This is a genomic window from Microbacterium sp. LB12 (assembly GCF_037150835.1).
Lineage (GTDB): Bacteria > Actinomycetota > Actinomycetes > Actinomycetales > Microbacteriaceae > Microbacterium.
This window is the reverse complement of record NZ_JBBCPF010000002.1, coordinates 58643-77847: the sequence shown is the minus strand read 5'-3', so window position 1 is coordinate 77847 and position 19205 is coordinate 58643. Positions and strand designations below refer to the sequence as shown.

General features: G+C 71.0%; 14 protein-coding genes. 3 read left to right on the top strand and 11 right to left on the bottom strand.

Annotated features, from left to right (window positions below):
- Positions 1-16 precede the first annotated feature (16 nt).
- The 4 genes from WFM69_RS04870 to WFM69_RS04855 form a co-directional block, all read right to left on the bottom strand.
- Positions 17-1042 carry an iron-siderophore ABC transporter substrate-binding protein gene (locus tag WFM69_RS04870; protein WP_337002251.1) on the bottom strand — a complete coding sequence of 342 codons (1026 nt, stop codon included), beginning with the start codon at positions 1040-1042 and terminating at the stop codon, positions 17-19.
- Positions 1043-1212: 170 nt separating this feature from the next.
- Positions 1213-1416, bottom strand: a complete 204-nt coding sequence (locus WFM69_RS04865) for a cold-shock protein (protein WP_337002250.1) — start codon at positions 1414-1416, stop codon at positions 1213-1215.
- 75 nt (positions 1417-1491) lie between these two features.
- On the bottom strand, positions 1492-4371 hold the full coding sequence (locus WFM69_RS04860) for a helix-turn-helix transcriptional regulator (RefSeq protein WP_337002248.1): 2880 nt from the start codon (positions 4369-4371) through the stop codon (positions 1492-1494).
- Between the two features lie 68 nt (positions 4372-4439).
- The gene (locus WFM69_RS04855) at positions 4440-4670 is read right to left on the bottom strand and encodes a hypothetical protein (protein WP_337002246.1); all 231 of its coding nucleotides are present in this window, start codon (positions 4668-4670) and stop codon (positions 4440-4442) included.
- Between the two features lie 194 nt (positions 4671-4864).
- Between WFM69_RS04855 and WFM69_RS04850 the strand changes: the two genes are divergently transcribed.
- A complete protein-coding gene (locus WFM69_RS04850) occupies positions 4865-7801 on the top strand; it encodes a beta strand repeat-containing protein (protein WP_337002244.1) in 2937 nt (978 codons plus the stop codon).
- 18 nt (positions 7802-7819) lie between these two features.
- Here WFM69_RS04850 and WFM69_RS04845 read toward each other — a convergent pair whose 3' ends face one another.
- The 4 genes from WFM69_RS04845 to WFM69_RS04830 form a co-directional block, all read right to left on the bottom strand.
- The gene (locus WFM69_RS04845; RefSeq protein WP_337002242.1) at positions 7820-8896 is read right to left on the bottom strand and encodes a DUF998 domain-containing protein; all 1077 of its coding nucleotides are present in this window, start codon (positions 8894-8896) and stop codon (positions 7820-7822) included.
- A gap of 33 nt (positions 8897-8929) precedes the next feature.
- A complete protein-coding gene (locus tag WFM69_RS04840) occupies positions 8930-10126 on the bottom strand; it encodes a PucR family transcriptional regulator (RefSeq protein ID WP_337002240.1) in 1197 nt (398 codons plus the stop codon).
- A 65-nt stretch (positions 10127-10191) separates the two neighbouring features.
- Complete coding sequence (locus WFM69_RS04835; RefSeq protein WP_337002238.1) at positions 10192-11427, bottom strand: metal-dependent hydrolase family protein; 1236 nt, start codon at positions 11425-11427, stop codon at positions 10192-10194.
- Complete coding sequence (locus tag WFM69_RS04830; RefSeq protein ID WP_337002236.1) at positions 11424-12899, bottom strand: oligopeptide:H+ symporter; 1476 nt, start codon at positions 12897-12899, stop codon at positions 11424-11426. The genes WFM69_RS04835 and WFM69_RS04830 overlap by 4 nt, the downstream gene beginning before the upstream one ends.
- A 163-nt stretch (positions 12900-13062) precedes the next feature.
- Between WFM69_RS04830 and WFM69_RS04825 the strand changes: the two genes are divergently transcribed.
- Both WFM69_RS04825 and WFM69_RS04820 read left to right on the top strand, forming a co-directional pair.
- Positions 13063-14253, top strand: coding sequence for a M24 family metallopeptidase (locus WFM69_RS04825; RefSeq protein ID WP_337002234.1), 1191 nt, complete (start codon positions 13063-13065; stop codon positions 14251-14253).
- Entirely contained in the window at positions 14250-15152 is a 903-nt protein-coding gene (locus tag WFM69_RS04820; RefSeq protein WP_337002233.1) for an alpha/beta fold hydrolase, read from the top strand. Before WFM69_RS04825 ends, WFM69_RS04820 begins: the two co-directional genes overlap by 4 nt.
- Before the next feature lie 8 nt (positions 15153-15160).
- Here the strand turns inward: WFM69_RS04820 and WFM69_RS04815 are convergent, their stop codons facing one another.
- From WFM69_RS04815 to WFM69_RS04805, 3 genes are read right to left on the bottom strand one after another with little or no spacing between them, the layout of a single operon-like run.
- Complete coding sequence (locus WFM69_RS04815; RefSeq protein WP_337002232.1) at positions 15161-16711, bottom strand: hydantoinase/oxoprolinase family protein; 1551 nt, start codon at positions 16709-16711, stop codon at positions 15161-15163.
- Entirely contained in the window at positions 16711-17844 is a 1134-nt protein-coding gene (locus WFM69_RS04810; RefSeq protein WP_337002230.1) for a DUF917 domain-containing protein, read from the bottom strand. The genes WFM69_RS04815 and WFM69_RS04810 overlap by 1 nt, the downstream gene beginning before the upstream one ends.
- Positions 17841-19190, bottom strand: a complete 1350-nt coding sequence (locus WFM69_RS04805; protein ID WP_337002228.1) for a cytosine permease — start codon at positions 19188-19190, stop codon at positions 17841-17843. Before WFM69_RS04805 ends, WFM69_RS04810 begins: the two co-directional genes overlap by 4 nt.
- Between the last annotated feature and the right edge of the window lie 15 nt (positions 19191-19205).

The following is a 19205-nucleotide window of genomic DNA, read 5'->3' as shown; positions in this document are numbered from 1 at the left end:
GGTGCGGAACGGAGTGCTACTTCGACAGCGGCGCAGCCAGGAGCGCGAAGTAGTCGCCGAGGCCCCACGGGATCGACAGCGGCGACGGGTTCGCGGATGCCGCGATCGGCGTGGCGTCAGGAAGGATCGCGATGCGGCCCTCGGCGATGGCCGGGATCTTCGACAGCAGCGGGTCGGCCTGCAGCAGCGGGATGATCGACTCGTCGCCGTAGGTGATGAACAGGTCGACATCGTCGAACTTCTGCGCCTCCTCCGAGCTGACGGTGAGGTAGAACTCCTTGCTGTCCTTGTTCTCCTCGACGATCGAGGGGAACGGCAGACCGAGGTCGTGCAGGTAGCCCGGGCGGGTGTCGATCGCCGTGTAGTAGCCGATCTGGCTGAGGTCGGTCGGGTCGATGTACGAGAAGAGGACCTTCTTGTCCTTCAGCACGCTGTTCGCCTCGAGCGCCGTCTGGGCGTCGGCGTGCAGCTGATCGATCAGCTCCTTGCCCTCCTTCTCGAGGCCGAGGGCCTTGGAGTCCATCTCGATCATGTCGTCGACCGAGGTGCCCCAGGCGACCTTCGGGTAGGCGATGACGGGAGCGATCTTGGAGAGGGTGTCGTACTCCTCCTGCGTGAGGCCGGAGTAGGCCGCGAGGATCACGTCGGGCTCGGTGTCGGCCACAGCCTCGTAGTCGATGCCGTCGGTCTCGTCGAACAGCACCGGGGTCTCGGCACCCAGCTCGTCGAGCTTGTCCTCGACCCAGGGCAGCACGCCGTTGTCGTCGTCGTCGCCCCACGCGGCCTTGCTCATGCCGACCGGGACGATGCCGAGAGCCAGCGGCACCTCGTGGTTGGCCCAGGCGACGGTCGCGACGCGCTCGGGCTTGGAGGTGATGGTCGTCTCGCCGTAGACGTGCTCGACCGTGACGGGGAAGGCGTCGTCGGAGGCCGGGTTGCCTCCACCGGTGGCCGTCGATTCCGGCGCGGACGATGCGCAGGCGGAGAGGCCGGCGGCGAGGGCGATGGCGGCGCCGATGGCGAGAATTCGAGAGGTGCGCACGGGCGATCCTTTCGGTGTGGGGAGGGTGGGGTACGACGGCGCAGAGCGCCAGCAGGTTTGGTAAGCCTGGCCTAATCTAACAGAGGGTCAGACGTGCCCCAAGCCGAGCCCACGCAAAAAGCCGGCCGGATCCGTGAGGATCCGGCCGGCTTCAGGAAGTCAGCGCGCGCTCAGAGAGCGCGGATGTTCGCCGCCTGCATGCCCTTGGGGCCACGCTCAGCGTCGAATTCGACCTTCTGGTTCTCGCGGAGCTCCTTGAAACCGGAGCCGACGATCGCCGAGTAGTGGGCGAAGAGGTCGTCGGAGCCGTCATCGGGAGCGATGAAGCCGAAGCCCTTTTCCGCGTTGAACCATTTCACAGTGCCAGTGGCCATGTGTTTCTACTTTCTGTTGACTTAGCCGTGAGACACGGCCTACGCCGCACCGGAACATCCGACACGCGCGCACTGTCACGCTACCACGGCGGGCTGACGCGCAACCGGGATCGCGGACTCCTTCTGCCGCAAGGCGGCCTCGGTGCGGGTGCTGACGCCGAGCTTCCGCAGCACGGCCGAGACGTGGACGCTCACCGTCTTCACACTGATGAACAGCCGCTCCCCGATCTGACGGTTGCTCAGACCCTCCGCGATCAGCTCGAGCACCTGACGTTCTCGCGCGGTCAGGGGGTCGGTGTCGGCCGCCGGCAACGCAGAGCGCAGACCCGCCGCAGCCGTGAACGCCGCGACCGCATCCTGCAACTGCACGTGCCCCAGGCGCTCCGCGATCGCCGTCGCGTCGGCCAGGAGCGCACTCGCCGCCGCACGTTCGCCGCCGTTGACGCGCAGCCGCGCCAGCTCCAGACGGGTGACCGCCCGGAACGTCACCGGGACGTCGTCGGCGTCGGCGAGCGCGACCGCGGCCTCGAGCGACTCGACCGTGGGCGTCAGCAACGCATCGAGGATCACGGTCCAGAGGGACTCCCGCAGCTCGGCGGTCTGATCGCACCACGCCGCGCGCACCGTCGCGGTGGCATCGGCGACGTCGGCCCCGGATGCCCGCAGCTCGGCGATGATCCAGCCCGCCTGCAACAGGAGGCGCCGCTGGTGCAGCAGCGTCGGGCCCTCGTCGGCCAGCATGTCGAGGATCGCGCCGAGCGCCCCCTCCAGATCGCCGCTGCTCTCGGCGACCGCGACCTTCATCACCGTCGTGTCGTACCAGATCTGTCGCTCGACCGTGCCCGTCTCCTCGAATGCCGGCAGCGACTCCCGCAGCAGCTCCGCCGCCTCCCCGTGACGCCCCCGCCACGACAGCACGCGCACGCGCGTCATCGTCGTGTACATGCGGAACACCCGCAGCGTGTTCTGCGCGAGTTCGCGGGCGAGCATCTCCTCGACGCGCTCCACCTCGCCGAGCTCCAGCAGCGGCACCGCCATGTTCTGCGTCATCACCGAGCCGGAGGTGCGCTCGACGCCGTAGGTCCGCGAGCGCGCGAGGCCGTCTTCCGCCAGTTGCACGGCTTCGCGGTAGCGGCCCAGCAGCGTGAGCAGGTCGGAGAAGTTCACCCGGTACTTCAGTTCGGCGGTCGACCCCCGCGCGAGCGTCCTGGCGCGGTCGTAGTCGCGGATGCCCTCCTCGATGCGACCCCGGTGGGCGTTCGACGCCCCCCTGATGTTCGCGGCGATCGACGCTTCGTCGTCGGAGCCCGCTCGGTCGGCGAGCGCGCCCGCGTCGACCGCGAGCGCGAAGCTCAGGTCGAGGTGGCCGCCGATCATGTGGCGACTCGCGAGCGCGTTGAGGATCGTGGCGTGCAGCCGATCGTCTTCGACGCGATCGCCGAGCACCGCCAGCGACTCCTCGAGCAAGGGGATCGACCCCGGGCGACCGAGGTTCATCATGTAGTACGCCTTGTCGCGCAGCAGACGGGCGTGCAGACGCGCATCGACCGTCGCCGGGTCGACCTCGTCGAGCGCGAGATTGACCACCGCGAGGGCGCGCTCGCCGTCGCCGGCGTTGCGCAGCATCGAACCCAGCACGAGCAGCAGGTCGAGACGCCCGATGCGGGCCGCCTCTGCCGCGTCGGCGACCTGGGTCCACAGCCCGAGCACCAGCTCCCCGAAACGCGCGGCGCTCGCGAACGCGTACCGGGTCTTGGCGTGGCGCATCGCATCGGCGGCGGCGATGAGGGCTCGACGATCGTCCTGCGCGAGCTGCCAGTGGTACGCCAGCGCTGCGGAGTCGCTGCTGTCGGCGCCGGCGCACTGCGCTTCGAGCGTTTCGGCGTACGAGCGGTGCAGGCGCGCCCGCTCACCGGGGAGCAGGTCGTCGTGCACGGCCTCGCGCAGCAGCGCATGCCGGAATCGGTACTCGTCGTCCACGACGACGAGGATGCCGCTGCGTGTGGCCTCGCGCATCGCCTCGTCGAGCCGCTGCTCCGGGAGATCGACGAGCTCGACGACCAGCGGGTGCGTCAGCGGGCGCTCGGCACCCGAGACGACCTGCACGACACGACGAGCGTCGTCGCCGAGGCGGTCGAAGCGGGCCAGCAGGAGGTCGCGGAGGCTGACGGGAAGCGCGCCCTGGGAGCATCCGGCGATCTCCTCGATGAAGAACGGGACGCCCTCGGCCCGCTCCTGCATGCGACCGAGCGCCGACTCGCTGAGCGGCTGCCCGGTGATCTGCTCGGCGAGCTCGCGCACGGCCGTCTCGTCGAGCCTGCCGAGCGTGAGACGCTGCAGCAGCCGCGCCCTGGTGGCCTCTCCGATGAAACGGCTCACCGCATCGCCGCGGCGCACATCGTCGGTGCGGCAGGTGAGGAGCAGCAGGATGCGCCCTCGCCCGAGCGCCCGCAGCAGGAACGAGAGGATCGCGAGCGTCGACTCATCGGCCCAGTGCAGGTCTTCGACCACGAGGACCTGCGGGGCGCGCTCGGCCGCTGCTTCGATGAGGGAGGCGATCGCATCGCGGAGCCGCTCGGGACTCGTGCGCTCACGATCGGTCGGTGTGTCGACGAGCTCGGGCAGCAGCATGCCCAGCGCCTCGGCACCGATCCCGACCGACTCGCGTACCCGCTCGACGCCCATGCGCAGGACGATCGAGCGCAGGATGCCGGTGAGCGGGCCGTAGGGCGTGCGCGCCGCACCCAGATCGAGGCACCACCCCACGTGCACGTCGGACGTGGGCCCGACCTCTTCGGCGAACTCGCGCACCAGACGGGACTTGCCGATGCCGGCCTCACCCTCCACGAGCAGCGCTGCGGGCACGCCGTCGCGCGCGGCGTCGAACAGCCGACGCACCTCGGCGAGCTCGGCCGCGCGGCCGACCATCGGCGCGCTCGAGACGGAAGACGACATGGACTCATCGTCCCACCCCGCGCCGACATCCGCGGTGGCATGCGTCCCGATCGGGATGACGACCGCGGTCACCGGGCGTGCGCCGCCGTCGCGTCGCACACGCTGTCGGTGCGCGACGCCGCCGGTCGGGCGCCGGTCGCGCCGGACAGACGGCGCACCATCCGGCGCAGCGCCCCCTCCGGGCGCAGTCGCACCTGGTCGGCGTGCTCGATCAGGAGGCGGCGCTGTGCTGCCGCACGCTCCATCTGCTCCCGCTCGAAACGGGTGATCTGGCGGCTGAGGTACGGGTGCTCGTACATGGGTTCTCCTCAAGGGTTCGCTGTATCCCTACAGTCCGCTCTGAGGGGGGTCGCTGCCATCGGGCAGATGCCCTATCTTCCGGCCCGGCCTTCCCGATCCGGTGCCGGCAGACGGCTCTTCCGCTCGTGTGCGGCCGGGAGTACGATCAGCGGCGTCGCTGGGGTTCGGTTCGTCTCTGATGAAGGAACGTCGAATGAAGAAGCCTGTTCTGCGCGTGGCGGCGGCAGCTCTCGCCGTGACGGCCGTGACTCTCTTGGGGCTGGCACCGGCGGCCGCGATCACTCCCGTCTCCGGCTCGGTGCTCGTCCCCCAAGCCGGAACGCCCTCGACGGTCAGCACGACGACGGGCGTCCCGTGCGGATCGGGCATCCCCGTGTGCGGCGCTCCCGTGACGGTGAACTACGGCTCCGGCAACAGCAGCGTGGTCACGTCCTACGCGATCGGGGGTCGCACGTTCGAGTTCGTCCCGACGGCGGGCGGTGGTGTGGACGCGGGCACCATCACGGCCCTGCGCGTGCCGAACGCGACCGTCACCACAGACCGGCAGATCATCTGGAGCGTCGACACCGGCACGCACTACAACGTGCTCGGGTCGGATCCGGGATCGCGCACCATGTTCGATGTGCTCTCCGACAACGTCCTGACCGACGGCGCGGACAACGTCTTCGCGAACGCGGGCGGCGCGAACGTCAACAACATCGAGCGTCTCGACGTGAAGCGGGAGCCGTTCTCGACCATCGACCCGGCGGGCACCGGGGTCATCATCGCCGAGCGCGGCGGCAACGACGCGTTCAAGATGGCCGCCATCACCGCGGTCGCCGGCGACGGCACGCCCACCGCGTTCGGGCCGGTCCTGCCGGTCACGGTCGCCGCCTGGGGAGGGGCGGCGAACCTGATCCCCTCGGTCAGCTCGACCATCCTCCGCAAAGACGTCACCGACACGGTGTGGCACCCGAGCGACACCTCGTCCGGGCAGAACATCCGCGGCATCTACATCTCCCTCGCCGAACTCGGCATCACCGCCGGCCAGACCGTGTACGGGATCGCGCTCGTCGGCAACGACGAGACGAGCATGAACCCACCCACCTGGAACCTCACCACCGACGCGAACACCACCGGCGGGCTCGACCTCGTCGCCGCCCAGTTCGTCACGACACCATCGATCGCACTCGACAAGACCGTGACACCGACCACCGCGGCGGCCGTCGGGGACAGCATCGCCTACACGTTCCACGTCACCAACACCGGCCTCGTGCCGTTGACGAGCGTGACCGTGACCGAGACCGCGTTCAGCGGGACCGGCACCCTCGGCGCCATCACGTGCGGACCCACCAGCATCCCCAACGGCAGCGTCACTCTCGCGCCGGGCGCGGAGATCGACTGCACCGCGGCGTACACCCTGACTCTCGCCGACGTCGTCGCCGGGCAGGTGACGAACACGGCGACCACGAACGGGACTCCGCCGGCCGGCCCTCCCGTCGTCTCGCCGCCGGACGACGGCATCGTGACGATCCCGCCCGCCCCGGCGATCGCGCTCGACAAGACGGTGTCGCCGACCACCGCACTGCTCGCCGGCGAGACGATCACCTACACCTTCCATGTGACCAACACCGGCAACCTCCCCCTCACCGCCGTGACCGTGACCGAGACCGCCTTCAGCGGCACCGGCACCCTGGGCGCCATCACCTGCGGACCCACCAGCATCCCCAACGGCAGCGTCGCCCTCGCGATCGGCGCGGAGATCGACTGCACCGCGAGCTACCAGCTGACCCCGGCCGATGTGACCGCCGGCCAGGTCACGAACACCGCCACCGCCACCGGGACGCCGCCGTCGGGCCCGCCGGTCGTCTCACCGCCCGACGACGGCGTCGTCGACATCCCCACGCCGTCCATCGCCCTGGAGAAGACGGTCGATCCGACCACCGCCGCCGCTGTCGGCGACGTCGTCACCTACACCTTCCATGTCACGAACACGGGCGAGGTGGCGCTGACCGACGTGGCCGTGAACGAGACCGCCTTCAGCGGCACCGGCACTCTCGGCCCGATCGCGTGCGGCCCGACGAGCATCCCGAACGGCGCCGTCGACCTCGGGATCGGCGGCGAGATCGACTGCACGGCGACATACGCACTCACCCTCGCCGATGTCGTGGCAGGGCAGGTGACCAACACCGCGACGTCATCCGGATTCCCTCCGGCCGGTCCGCCGGTGGTGTCGCCGCCGGATGACGGCATCGTCACGATCCCGCCTTCGCCGGCAATCACGCTCGACAAGAGCGTCGATCCGACCACCGCCGCCGCCGTCGGCCAGACCATCACCTACACGTTCCACGTCGCGAACACCGGCAACCTGCCCCTCACGAACGTGACCGTGAACGAGACCGCGTTCAGCGGCACGGGTACGCTCGGCGCCATCACCTGCGGCCTGTTCGACATCCCGAACGGCGACCTCGACCTCGCGATCGGCGCCGAGACCGACTGCATCGCGACCTACCAGCTGACCGTCGAGGATGCCCTCGCCGGCGAGGTCACCAACACCGCCACCGTCTCGGGGACACCGCCCGACGGTCCACCCGTGGTATCGCCTCCAGACGACGGCGACGTGATCATCCCGCCGACACCGGCGATCGCGCTCGAGAAGACTGCGGACCCGACCACCGCCGCGGCCGTCGGGGACACCATCACCTACACATTCCATGTGACGAACACCGGCAACCTGCCGCTCACGAACGTGACCGTGGTGGAGGGCGTCTTCAGCGGAACCGGCACGCTCGGTCCGATCACGTGCGGGCCCGACGACACCCCGAACGGCGACGTCGCCCTCGCCGCGGGTGAGGACATCGACTGCACCGCCACCTACCAGCTGACCGCGGCCGACGTCGCGGCCGGAGAGGTGACCAACACCGCCACCGACACCGGGACACCGCCCGACGGTCCACCCGTGGTCTCCCCGCCCGACGACGGCGACGTCGTCATCCCGCCCCCGAGCCCGACCCCGGCACCGGCGCCGCCGTCCGGCGGAGGGCTCAGCGAGACGGGCGGGGCGGTCCCGGTGATCGCGCTCATCGTCGGGATCGGCGCCGTGCTGGCCGGCTTCGCCCTCACGAGCGTCCGGCGGCGCTCCCGGAGCTGAGCGCGCGAGGTCCGGCTTTCACCGACGCGACGACGGCCTCGGGAGGAGCGCACGGCGCGCGGACGGACGCGAACGATCGGGCGACAGGATCGCGAGCACCCGCACCAGCGTCGCCATCCACAACAGCCCGAGCCCCACGACGACGGCCTCGACCACGGTGGTCGAGTACAGCCGGAAGCCGAGCCACAGGACCACGGCCACCACGACGAGCAGTCCCACCCCGATCGAGGTGATCAGCAGAGCCTGCGGCGTCGCGGGGATCGCGGTCACGGTGGCCACGGCCGCCGCGGCGAACAGCACGAGCGTCGCGAACGCGGCGATGTCGTGGGGCACCGGCGCGCGATGCAGGGGCAGCAGACCCACCGCCGCGAGAGCGGCACCCGTGCCCGCCCACAGTGCCACGACGCCCGCGATGCGCCCGAGAGCGGCGTCGCCGAGCATGCGGTGCAGGTCCCGCCCGATGTACGAGCCGACGGTCGCGATCAGGAGCCCGGCCACGACGAGCGTGCCGTTGAACGCCCAGGAGCCGGAGCCGAGCTGCGAGAAGTTCGCCTCCCACCAGCGCGGATCGGCGGCCGTCACCATCGCGAACAGCGTGCCGATCACGAGGAAGCCGAACAGCAGGGCGGCGAGGTCGGCGGTGCGCAGTCCGACACCGGCGCCGAACGCGAAGCGCCCGCCGACCGCGGCCGCCACGCCCGTGAGCAGTCCGCCGCCGAGAGCCGCGAGCCGCAGCCCCTCCAATCCCGCGGACAGCACCTGGGTCGCGAGCAGCACCCCCATCATCGTGACGGCACCGAACGCGAGCGTCAGTGCGAGCGCGGAGAAGTCGGACACCGTCGCCTGCCAGCGCGGCATCGGCGCGGTCTCACCGCGGCGGTGCATCAGCGTGCTCGTGAGGAACGCGGCGGCAGCGACGAGCCCCGCGATCACGGCCGCCGGCATCGCAAGCGACCCCTCGCCGGTGAGCGGTCGCGACCCGCCACCGAGGATCAGAGCGCCGCCCACAACACCGACCACGAAGCACCCGACGGTCGCCCACACCGCCCTCGTCTCGTCCCGCAGCCGCCGCTCCCGCTCCATCTGCTCATGCAAGCACTCCCCGCCGACCTCGGGAAGACCCGGGTGTCAGGGGCGCAGCGACCGCTGCCGCAGCCACGCCCCGATCACGAAGCGCGCGTCGTCGTCGTCGATGTCCACTCCGATCGACTCGGCCGCGCGACGCAGCCGGTAGTGCACGGTCGCGCGGTGCACGCCGAGCCGGTCGGCCACCTCGGTCACCCGCGCACCGTGCGCGATGTAGGCCTCGAACAGGGCGATGGTGTCCGCGGGCGCCTGCGCCAGGCGCCGCAGCGGCTCGGGCAGCAGGTGCGGCGGCGGCTCATCGGCGAGGAGAGTCACGATGGATGCGGCCAGCGGATCGGCACTCCACGACGCCGCCCGGGTGCCGCGGGATCGGGCCACCCGCACGCCGACCAGCGCCTGCTCGTACGACTCCCAGGCATCGGCGAGCTCACCGACCGGGGCGCCGATGCCGAGCACAGCGGCGAGCGGCTCCTGCACGTCGGCGGCATCCGTCTCGCGGATGATCGCCGCGACCATGCCGTCGATCGCGGCCGGGGTCGGCTCGTTGCGGAACCCGATCAGGATCAACGTCTCCGGCGCGGTCGGCACGAAGCTGTACGCGTCGATCATCGGGGTGGTCACGGCGCGCAGCAGTGCGTGCGAGATGACCTCACGCGGCGGCGGCCCTCCCCACGGCGCCCACTCTGCACTGAGCGACAGGCACAGCGCCACGAACCGGCGCGACCGCGTGAACATGCCCAGGTCGATGAGCTCGCTCGCGGCATGACGACGGCTCGGGGCGTCCGGAGTGAGCAGGCCGAGCATCTCGGACTCGACCTCCGCGTTCACCGCCTCGATCGACTGCGAGATGTTCACGAGCAGCGCGCGCAGGGTCTCGCACGTCTCGGTCACCAGCGACGCCTCGCTCGGCGTGAACGGCTCGACGAACGTGATCCAGAGGAACCCGAGCACCCCGTACCGGGAGCGCAGGGCGATCACGAGACGCGGATGCTCGAGTCCGAGCTGCGGGAGCGGCTCCAGCACCCGCGGCACGAGCTGCGCGTGCAGGCGGCGACGTCGCAGTTCGGTCGCGAGAGCGTCGGTCGGGCGGCGCGAGGTGAGCGTCTGGAGCCGCGCGGGGTCGAGGTCGTCGTAGTGCGCACTGCTGGCGAGCAGCACGAACTCGGCGTCCTCCAGCACCACGGACCGGCCCAGCGACATCGCGAGCCGATCGACGGTCTCCTGCACGGTGTCGAACATCGGGCCTCCGCTACCTGACCGGCGAGACGCCTCCGATCCTACGCCGGGGCCGGTCGGCGCCCCGATCACACGACGAGCGTCCCACCCTTCACCACGGCGGCCACGTCGCAGAAGCGGTCGATGGCCTCCAGATGCGCTCCGGGCACGGCGACCAGGTCGGCGTATCGGCCCGGTGCGATCGCGCCGACGTCCGCCGAGCGCCCGAGGCAGTCCGCCGCGACCGTGGTCGCCGACTGCAGCGCCTGCATCGGCGTCATGCCCCACTCCACGAACTCCGCGAGCTGTCCGGCGTTGCGACCGTGCGGGAACACGATCGCATCGGTGCCGTAGGCGATGCGCACGCCGGCCTCGATCGCCAGTCGCACGGCGGCACGGGCCGAGGCGGCCACGTACTCCGTCTTCTCCTGCACCCCGGCGGGGTAGCCCTCGCGCTCGCCGTGCTCCTCGACCCACTGCAGAAGGTAGGTCGTCGGCACGTAGTAGGTGCCGTGTTCGAGCATCGCCGCCATCGCGGCCTCTCCCAGCAGGGTGCCGTGCTCGATCGTGCGCACGCCCGACCGGATCGCCCGCAGCGCCCCCTCCTCACCGTGCGCGTGCGCGGCGACGAACAGCCCGTACAGCGCGGCCTCCTCGACACAGGCGCGGATCTCGGCCTCGGTGTACTCGGGGGCACCCGGGATCGTGCCGGAGGCGTAGACGGCTCCGGTCGTGATGATCTTGATCACGTCGGCCCCGCGGTGGGCGATGCGCCGCACGGCCGAACGCACCTCGTCGACCGAGTCCGCCACGCCGAAGCGGTAGGACTGCGGCAGCTCGATGTCGACCGCGAGATCGGTGATCTCTCCTCCGCCCGAAGAGACCGTGACGTAGGCGCCGGCGCACACCATGCGCGGTCCTTCGACGATGCCGGCATCGATCGCGTCGCGCAGGTCGCCGTCGACGAACGCCCGGAAGCTCCCCACATCGCGCACAGTCGTGAACCCGGCACGCAGCGTTGCGCGCGCGTTCTTGACCCCGAGCAGCGCATCCCGTGCGGGGGATCCGGTGAGGAACGGGCTGTAGCTTCCCCGCTCCAGCTCGCCGACCAGGTGCGTGTGCAGATCGATGAGTCCCGGCGCGACCAGGTGCTCGCTCAGGTCGAGCACGTCTCCTCCGCCATGCCGGGACGGCGACCAGGGCTCGACGGCGGCGATGCGCTCGCCATCGATCAGGATGGCGTGGTCGGTGAGCACTTCACCCGTGAGCACGTCGGCGACGGCTCCGGCGCGGATGGTGCGGACGGTGTTCCCCGCTGCGGTCATCGGACGATCTCTCCTTCTTCTGTCGTGACGAGGCGTCGCCCGAAGGCGATCCGCACGACGATCATGACGACGGCGACGACGGCGCCGACGATGGCGAATCCGGCGAAGTAGCCGGTCTCGTTCACTCCGGGGCTGAACCCCTCTCCGGCGACCCCGGCCGCGGCGATGCCGATCGCAACGGACAGGTAGTGCACCGACAGCATGCGGGTCTCGAAGCCGACCGGGGCGACGGCGCTCGCCAGCGACAGCCCGGACGGCGAGACGACCACGTCGGACGCCCCGAACACGAACACGATGAACACGAGCACGATGATCGGCGTGAGCTCGCCCGTGCCCGAGGCGACGGCGAGCCACCCCATCCCGATCGCGCAACCAGCGAACGCGACCGCGAACTTCACGGCGAGCGACGGCTGACGCTCCCCCAGGGCCCCCCACACGGTGGCGAGGATCGGGGCGACGATGATGGTGCACAAGGGGGCGATGCCCAGCACCGCGGACGGCGGCAGTTGGATGCCGAATATGACGCGGTCGGTGCTCGCCTCCGAGTGGATCGCGACCGTCGTGTACAGCTGCTGGTAGAGCATCGAGAACATGCCGGTCGCGAAGAAGAACGGCAGGTAGTGCAGCACCCGCCGCCGGTGCTCGCGGTCGAGGTCCTTGCGGGTGAGCAGTTTCGTGAGCATGCCGATCGCCGCGACGAGCGCGCCGGCGCCGACGAACGTGGCGGGGTTCCAGCCGAGCGACACCGTGCCGATGACGACCGCGACCCCCACGACGACCGCGATGATCGGCCAGGCGAGCGCCCAGCCGTGCACTCCGCTGCCGCCGACGACCGGGGCCGTGGCCTCGGTGCCGCGGCGGAAAGGGAGGTACACGAGCAGTCCGATCAGGATCGCGACCGCGGAGGCGAGGAAGCCGATCCGGAAGCCGAGTCCGCTCTGCAGCACACCGGTGAGGGTAATGCCGACCAGGGCGCCGCCCGCGCTCCCGAGGTAGTAGATGGTGAAGCCCGACTCGCGCTTGGACTCGTGCGCGTTGAGCGTCCCGCCCAGCACCGCACCCTCGCTGACCCACATCGACGCAGCGCCGAACGCGATCGCGATGAGGCCTGCGGCCAGGCCGACATGGCCGGGCACGAACGCGAGCACGAGATAGCCGACGAGCGCGAGCACCGCGCCCCACCTCAGCCCGCGGCCGGCACCGAGCACGTTGTCGGCGAGCCAGCCCGTGAAGATCGTGGCGAGGAACGTGGCGGCGCCGTACGTCGAGACGATGGCGATGGCGACGGACGGCGACAGCTCGAGGCCGCCGTCGCTCACGGCGAAGTACACGTAGTAGACGAGGATCGTCTGCATGCCGTAGTAGGCGAGGGCGTCGAATCCGGCGAACCCCGCCACCGGGTACATGGTGCGCGGCAGGCCGAAGAGGGTGCGCGCGGCCGGGGGAGCGCTGGGCGGGCTGCTGACGGTCATTGCGCCTCCATCGGTGCAAAGGGATGCCGCATCGCGGCGTCGGGTTGGAGAGAGTCAATCCGATCGGGAGCATCCGGCGGTTTCGACAGACGTGGAATCCTGCCACCGAAAACACGACGAGTGTCGTAGGCGGGACCGACCCCCGAACCCGGACGATGGTCGGATGAGCAATGACGCACACCTGCCCTTCTCCCGGGACGAGTACGCCGACCGCCTGGAGCGGATGCGGCGCGCGATGGCGGACGCCGACGTCACGGTCGCGATCCTCACCGCCCCCGACACCATGGCCTGGCTCACCGGATACCGCAGCCGCTGGTACCGCCAGCACACGTCGACCTCCATGCCGCCCGCGCAGTGCATCGTCGTGCACGTCACGGACGGCTCCCCGTTCATCATCGACGCCGGCTATCACGAGGAACTCGCCCGCACCTCGACCGTGCTCGAGGACATCCGCACCCTCCCGACCTCCTCGTCGATGCACGAGGCCTCGCTCGACGACTACGTCTCCTTCCTCGCCGCGCAGGTGCGCCCCTGGGCCGGCACGCGCGTGGGGATGGAGCGGTGGAGCTGCATCCCCAGCCCCGCGGTCGCCGATGTCGTGGACGCGATGCTCGACGGCCTCGGATTCCGGATCGTCGACGTGACCCTGCCGTTCCGCGGCATCCGCCGCCGGAAGAGTCCGGCCGAGATCGAGAAGATCGAGCGGGCGCAGGCCGCGACGGATGCCGGGATCCGCGCCATCCAGACGCAGGCGACCCCGGAGACGACCGAACTCGAAGCCTGGGCTCTGTATTCGCTCGGCATGGTGCGGGCGGGCGGCGAGCCCGCGGCTCTGCACGAGACGGTCGCCGCCGGCTCCTCGGTCTCGGCCCTGCACCGTCTGAGCGGCGCGACCACTCTCGGCTCCGGCCCCGTCGTGCATCCCGACATGGCGTCGTCGGTGGACGGCTACCACGCCAGGGCGACCCGTCCGCTCATGTTCGGTCGCGTCTCCGACGAGGACAGGCGGCAGATCGCGATCGCGGCAGGCGCCTACGACGTGGTGCAGCAGCACGGCGCGGTGGGCACGCCCTGGCGCGTACTGATCGGCGCGCTGCGCTCCTACTTCGCGGAGAGCGGCGTACCCGACGCCGGCTCGGCCTCGTACGAACTCGGGCTGTCGGTCGCCCCGGCCGACTTCGTCGGCGAGTTCACCTGGAGCATGGACGACGAAAGAGACGACGTCATCGAGGCGGGCCTGGTCACGAACTTCGAGTCGTGGACCTCGCTGATCCTCGTCGACACCGTGGTGTTCGAGGAGACGGGACCCCGGTTCCTGTCCTCCCTGCCCCGTGACGTGCTGGAGTTCTCGTGAGCGCGCCCTGGACGCGGCAGTTCCGGCTGCCCACCGACGCCGGCGAGATCCTGGTGCGCGAATGGGGCGACCCCCACGGTTCGCTCGTCGTGTTCCATCACGGCACCCCCAGCAGCTCGATCGCGGTGCCGGGCGGATGGCGCGGCCCGTCCGACGCCCGGGTGCGCCTGTGCTCGTACGACCGCCCGGGCTACGGCGCCTCCCCCACGGTGCCCGGACGCACGGTCGCGGACGCCGCGGAGTGGAGCAGCCGCATCGCCGATGCCGCGGGTGCCGAGCGCTTCGCCGTGATCGGCACCTCCGGCGGCGGTCCGCATGCCGCCGCGACCGCCGCGCTCCTTCCCGACCGGGTGTCGGCGCTGTGCATCGACGTGGGGCTCGGCCCCGCGCTGTTCGGCTTCGACGCTGCGACCGGGATGGTCGAGGAGACGGTCGCCGAGATCCATGCCGCCCGCCGCGGAGAAGCCGTGCTGACCGCGCATCTGCGGTCGCTCGGCGACGGCACCGATGCCCTGCACGAGTGGTTCGAGCGACTGCCCGCGAGCGACCGCGAGGTTCTGGGCCGCCCCGAGGTGCAGCACGAGGAGTCGGTCGAGGCCACCGAGTGGGCGGCGCAGGGCATCGACGGATGGGTCGAGGACGACCTGGCCCTGTTCGCGCGGGACTGGGCGTTCGACCCAGCGGCCATCACCGCGCCCACGGTGCTCGTCTACGGCGGTGCCGACGTGCTCGTCCCGGCCGCGCACGGGCGCGCCTGGCTCGACGTCCTTCCGCATGCCGAGTTGCGGATCGTGCCGGAGGGCGGACACTGGCTGCGCGACCACGAGACGGACGCGCTGCGATGGCTCGCTGCCGCCGGGCAGACCACGGCCACGCGGGCCCCGGCCGCCGGGGTCTGAGCGAGGATTCAGGCGGCCAGGCGCCCCACGGCCCTGGCGCGGATGAGCACCGCGGTGCCGTCGGAGTAGGCCACCGGGAGCTCCTCCACCGCGACGACCTCGATCGTCGCAGGATCGGCGCCCGCGAGCCGTGCCCGCTCCGTGGCCTCGGCCGCAGCATCCGCCCGCGAGGCCCGCTGGTCCGCCGAATCGACGCGGTAGATCTTCTCGATCTGCCCGGCGACCTCGCCGAGTGCCGCACCCACCGCGTTGGCCGCACCGAAGTGGTCGGGGCGGATGAGCTCCGCGACGCCGCCGAGTGCGGTCGGGGCGATGATGCCCCCACCGCCGACGAGGATGACCGGGACCGGTGCGGCGTTGGGCTTCATCCGGTCGATCGAGTCCTCGAGGATCTCCCGCATCGCGTTCCAGGCCGCGGCACCGATGCCCGCCGGCACCTCGGGAGCTGCGATCCCGTCGATCTCTGCGCCACCGACCGCGAGCGCGATGTCGGTGGCGGTGAGGGTGCTCCCGCCGAACGCCAGTCCCTCCTGCGGCAGCCGATAGCCCACGCTGTCGGGGCCGACGGTCGCTCCCGCCGCGGTCTCACGGATGATCGTGCCGCCGCCGAGCCCGACCGACAGCACGTCGGGCATGCGGAAGTTCGTGCGGATGCCGCCGATCTCCACCGCGTGCGCGGACTGCCGGGGGAAACCGTCCACGAGCACGCCGATGTCGGTCGTGGTGCCGCCGATGTCGACCACCAGCGCGTCGGTCGCACCGGAAAGGTGCGCGGCGCCGCGGATGGAGTTCGTCGGGCCGCAGCCGATGGTCAGCACCGGGAACTCGAGCGCGTACTCGAGCTGCATGAGCGTGCCGTCGTTCTGGCCGAAGTAGGGCGTGGCCGGGATGCCGCGTTCGCGCAGCGCCGCGACGAAACCCGCGGCCATCTGCCGCAGGGTCTGCATCAGCGCCGCGTTCAGCACGGTCGCGTTCTCGCGTTCGAGCAGCCCCAGCGAGCCGATGCGCGCCGACCGCGACACGGGAACGCCGAGCTCCTCGGTCACGATGGCGGCGACGCGCTCCTCCTGGCTCTCGTCGATAGGCGAGAACACGCCGACCACGGCGACCGCGTCGACCTCACCGCGCATCTGCGCACAGGCCGCCCGCACGGCGTCCTCGTCGACCGGGGAGAGCAGGCGTCCGTCGACCTCGAAGCCCCCGGCGAGCAGGTGCGCGTGGTCGCCGATCGCGGCGCGCAGGTCGTCCGGCCACCCCTCCAGCGGGGGAACAGCCGTGGTCGCGGGTGCACCGAGGCGGAGGATGCCGACACGGCCGAGCCCGCGGCGCTCCACGATCGCGTTCGTGCAGTGCGTGGTGCCGAGCATCGCGTGCCCGATCAGGGCGGCGTCGACGCCGGATGCCGCGAGCACCGCATCGATGGCCGCCGCCACGCCGTCTCCCGTGTCGACCGTGGTGGGGCGCTTGACCGAGGCCACGACCTCGAGGTGCTCGTCGAGGATTACGGCGTCGGTGTTCGTGCCTCCGACGTCGATGCCGATGCGATATGCGCCGCCCATCACGCGGCCTCCTCGTCCGTCGTGCGCGGGCGGGAAGCCTGCGCGATGTCCTCGACCGGCACCCAGTCGACGTCGTAGCCGAAGTGAGCGGGTCCCGCCGTCTCCAGCCCGATCGGGGTGCGCCACTTCTCATGGCAGGGGATCGCGATGACCGCGACCCTGGCGCCGTAGCGCAATGACTCGGTCGTGATCGGCATCCCGGTGGCCAGGTCGAGCACCGCGATCAGGTCGGGTGTGACTGCCGCCAGCACGCCGTCACGCCGCCCGAGGAGCATCTCGTTCTGGAAGTCGAGTCGGAACCCGCTCCCCCGGTCGGCACCGACGCCGACCAGCTCGGCCGCGCCGCGGGTGAAACCGCCGTCCACCGCGCGCTGCAGGTCGGCGACCTTGCCGTCGAACAGCCGCACGGCGGCGAGGTCGGCGCACAGGGCGTCGATGCGCTCGTCGTCGCGGAGCTCACGTCCGGCCGCGTCCCGTCCGCGCAGGATCGCTCCGATGCGCTGGGCGAGGCCGATCGTGCCGGGGATGGCGCACTCGCGCACGACCGCACCGCCGTAGGCGTAGTCGATCATGGTGGCCCCTCCCCCCATCTCGACCGTGACCGCCCGTGCGATGCGCTCGGACCAGCCGCCGTCGACCGGACGACTCACCACCTCATTGCCGTGGTGATCCACCAGCACCGTCGCGCCCGGACCGTAGCCGGCCAGGTGGAAGGTGACCATCTGCGCCTCGGGGAACGCCCGACCCATCGCATCGCCGTCGACCATCGGCAGGCCGGCGAGAGCGGCGGTGGCGATGGGGATCATCGAGTTCCCGCCCCCGACCTCGATCGGCATCACGGCGGTGGCCGTGCGGCCGACGGCTCGTTCGATCGCTCGCAGCGCGGCGAGCAGCTCGGACTCGGCCTGGATGCGCTCGACACTCACCGACGGCGCGCCGATCCCGCCGATCGGCACCACGAAGTCGTCGTCCGTCAGCTCGTCGACCGCGATCAGCGGCACGGGTCCGTGCAGGCGGATGAGGCGCTTGGCGATCAGCGACCCGACGTGGGGGTCGCCACCGCCGCCGGTGCCGAGCACCGCGGCGCCAAGAGCGATCTCGTCGATGTCGGCCTCGGTGATCACGCCGCTCATGCGTTCACCCCGTCGTCGAACCGCGCGGCTTCCGCATCCGCATCGTCCGCGACGGGTGCCACGGCGTCCGGTCGGACACGGCGACGCAGCGGCAGGAGTGCGAGGTAGGCGACGAAGCCGACGATGAGTCCGTCCAGCGCCGAGATCGTCGTCAGCGTGAACCAGCCGAAACCGGGACCGTCGAGCGGATTCGTGGTCGCCACGGCGACGAAGATGCCGATGACCCAGGCGGTGATCGACCACCCGTCGACCAGCGGCACGGTGGCGCCGTGCGCCCAGCGTGCGGTCTTGCGTCCGGTGAAGAACGAGGCCAGGTACACGCCGCCGTAGGGGGCGATGATGGTGCCGATCACGAGGATGAACTGCACGAAGTAGTCGGCGGCGCCGATCACGCCGACCACGATGCCGATGGCACCGAGCACGATCGTCACGGTGCGTCGGCTCAGGCGCTCGCTGATCGCGGCGAACGAGAGACCGGCCGAGTAGAGGTTGGTGGTGTTCGTGGTCCACTGGGCGAGGATCAGCACGACCACGGCGACGCCGCCGAGGCCGAGCGCGAAGAAGATCGCCATCAGCTCGGTGCCGTCCATGATGCGCGCCAGCAGGATCGCGACGACGAGGATGATCGAGTTGCCGAAGAAGAACCCGACGAAGCCGGCGATCATCGCCTGCTTCGGCGTCTTCGCCCAGCGCGCCATGTCGGGCGCGAGCACCACGCCGAGGATGAAGATGCCCATCACGAGCGACACGGCACCGCCGAACGTGAACGTCGCCGCGACCGGAGCATCCAGGCCGGCCGGTCCGTTCACGACGAACGCGACGATCACGCCGACCACGAGCAGGAGCAGCAGCAGAGGCACCGCCAGGAGACTGAGCCGGTTGATCGAGCGGTAGCCCCAGAACGCGGTGATCGCCATGAGCACGCCGCCGACCGCGGTGAACACCTGCACCGGCACGTCGATCCCGGTGAACTCGGCGAACGCGATCTGGGCGTTCGTGCCGAAGAAACCCGCCTGCACGGCGTACCAGCCCACCAGGCTGACCGCGATCGCGAGTGCGAGGACCGCGCCGCCGATCTTGCCGAACACCGCCCGCGAGATCATCGCGGTGGACAGCCCGGTGGCCGCGCCGACGTAGGCGCAGGCCATGGCGAGCAGCCCGAGCAGGAGCGAGCCGAGCATCGTGGCGCCCAGCGCCGGCCAGAAGGCCATGCCGGACGCGAGGGCGACACCGAGGAACGCCCCGGAGAGGTCGATGCCGATCGCGATCCACACGGTGGCGATCGACAGCCAGCTCTTGCGCTGGTCCTGGGGCACGACGCCGTGCTCGTAGTCGGTGTTTGTCATCATCTTTTCCTTGAG

Bases quoted from the DNA above. Each gene is read 5' to 3' on its own strand.
- WFM69_RS04815 (WP_337002232.1), bottom strand. From the start codon at position 16,711: ATGGGCGGCGCATATCGCATCGGCATCGACGTCGGAGGCACGAACACC.
- WFM69_RS04860 (WP_337002248.1), bottom strand. From the start codon at position 4,371: ATGTCGTCTTCCGTCTCGAGCGCGCCGATGGTCGGCCGCGCGGCCGAG.
- WFM69_RS04850 (WP_337002244.1), top strand. From the start codon at position 4,865: ATGAAGAAGCCTGTTCTGCGCGTGGCGGCGGCAGCTCTCGCCGTGACG.
- WFM69_RS04810 (WP_337002230.1), bottom strand. From the start codon at position 17,844: ATGAGCGGCGTGATCACCGAGGCCGACATCGACGAGATCGCTCTTGGC.
- WFM69_RS04825 (WP_337002234.1), top strand. From the start codon at position 13,063: ATGAGCAATGACGCACACCTGCCCTTCTCCCGGGACGAGTACGCCGAC.
- WFM69_RS04855 (WP_337002246.1), bottom strand. From the start codon at position 4,670: ATGTACGAGCACCCGTACCTCAGCCGCCAGATCACCCGTTTCGAGCGG.
- WFM69_RS04830 (WP_337002236.1), bottom strand. From the start codon at position 12,899: ATGACCGTCAGCAGCCCGCCCAGCGCTCCCCCGGCCGCGCGCACCCTC.
- WFM69_RS04835 (WP_337002238.1), bottom strand. From the start codon at position 11,427: ATGACCGCAGCGGGGAACACCGTCCGCACCATCCGCGCCGGAGCCGTC.
- WFM69_RS04865 (WP_337002250.1), bottom strand. From the start codon at position 1,416: ATGGCCACTGGCACTGTGAAATGGTTCAACGCGGAAAAGGGCTTCGGC.
- WFM69_RS04840 (WP_337002240.1), bottom strand. From the start codon at position 10,126: ATGTTCGACACCGTGCAGGAGACCGTCGATCGGCTCGCGATGTCGCTG.
- WFM69_RS04805 (WP_337002228.1), bottom strand. From the start codon at position 19,190: ATGACAAACACCGACTACGAGCACGGCGTCGTGCCCCAGGACCAGCGC.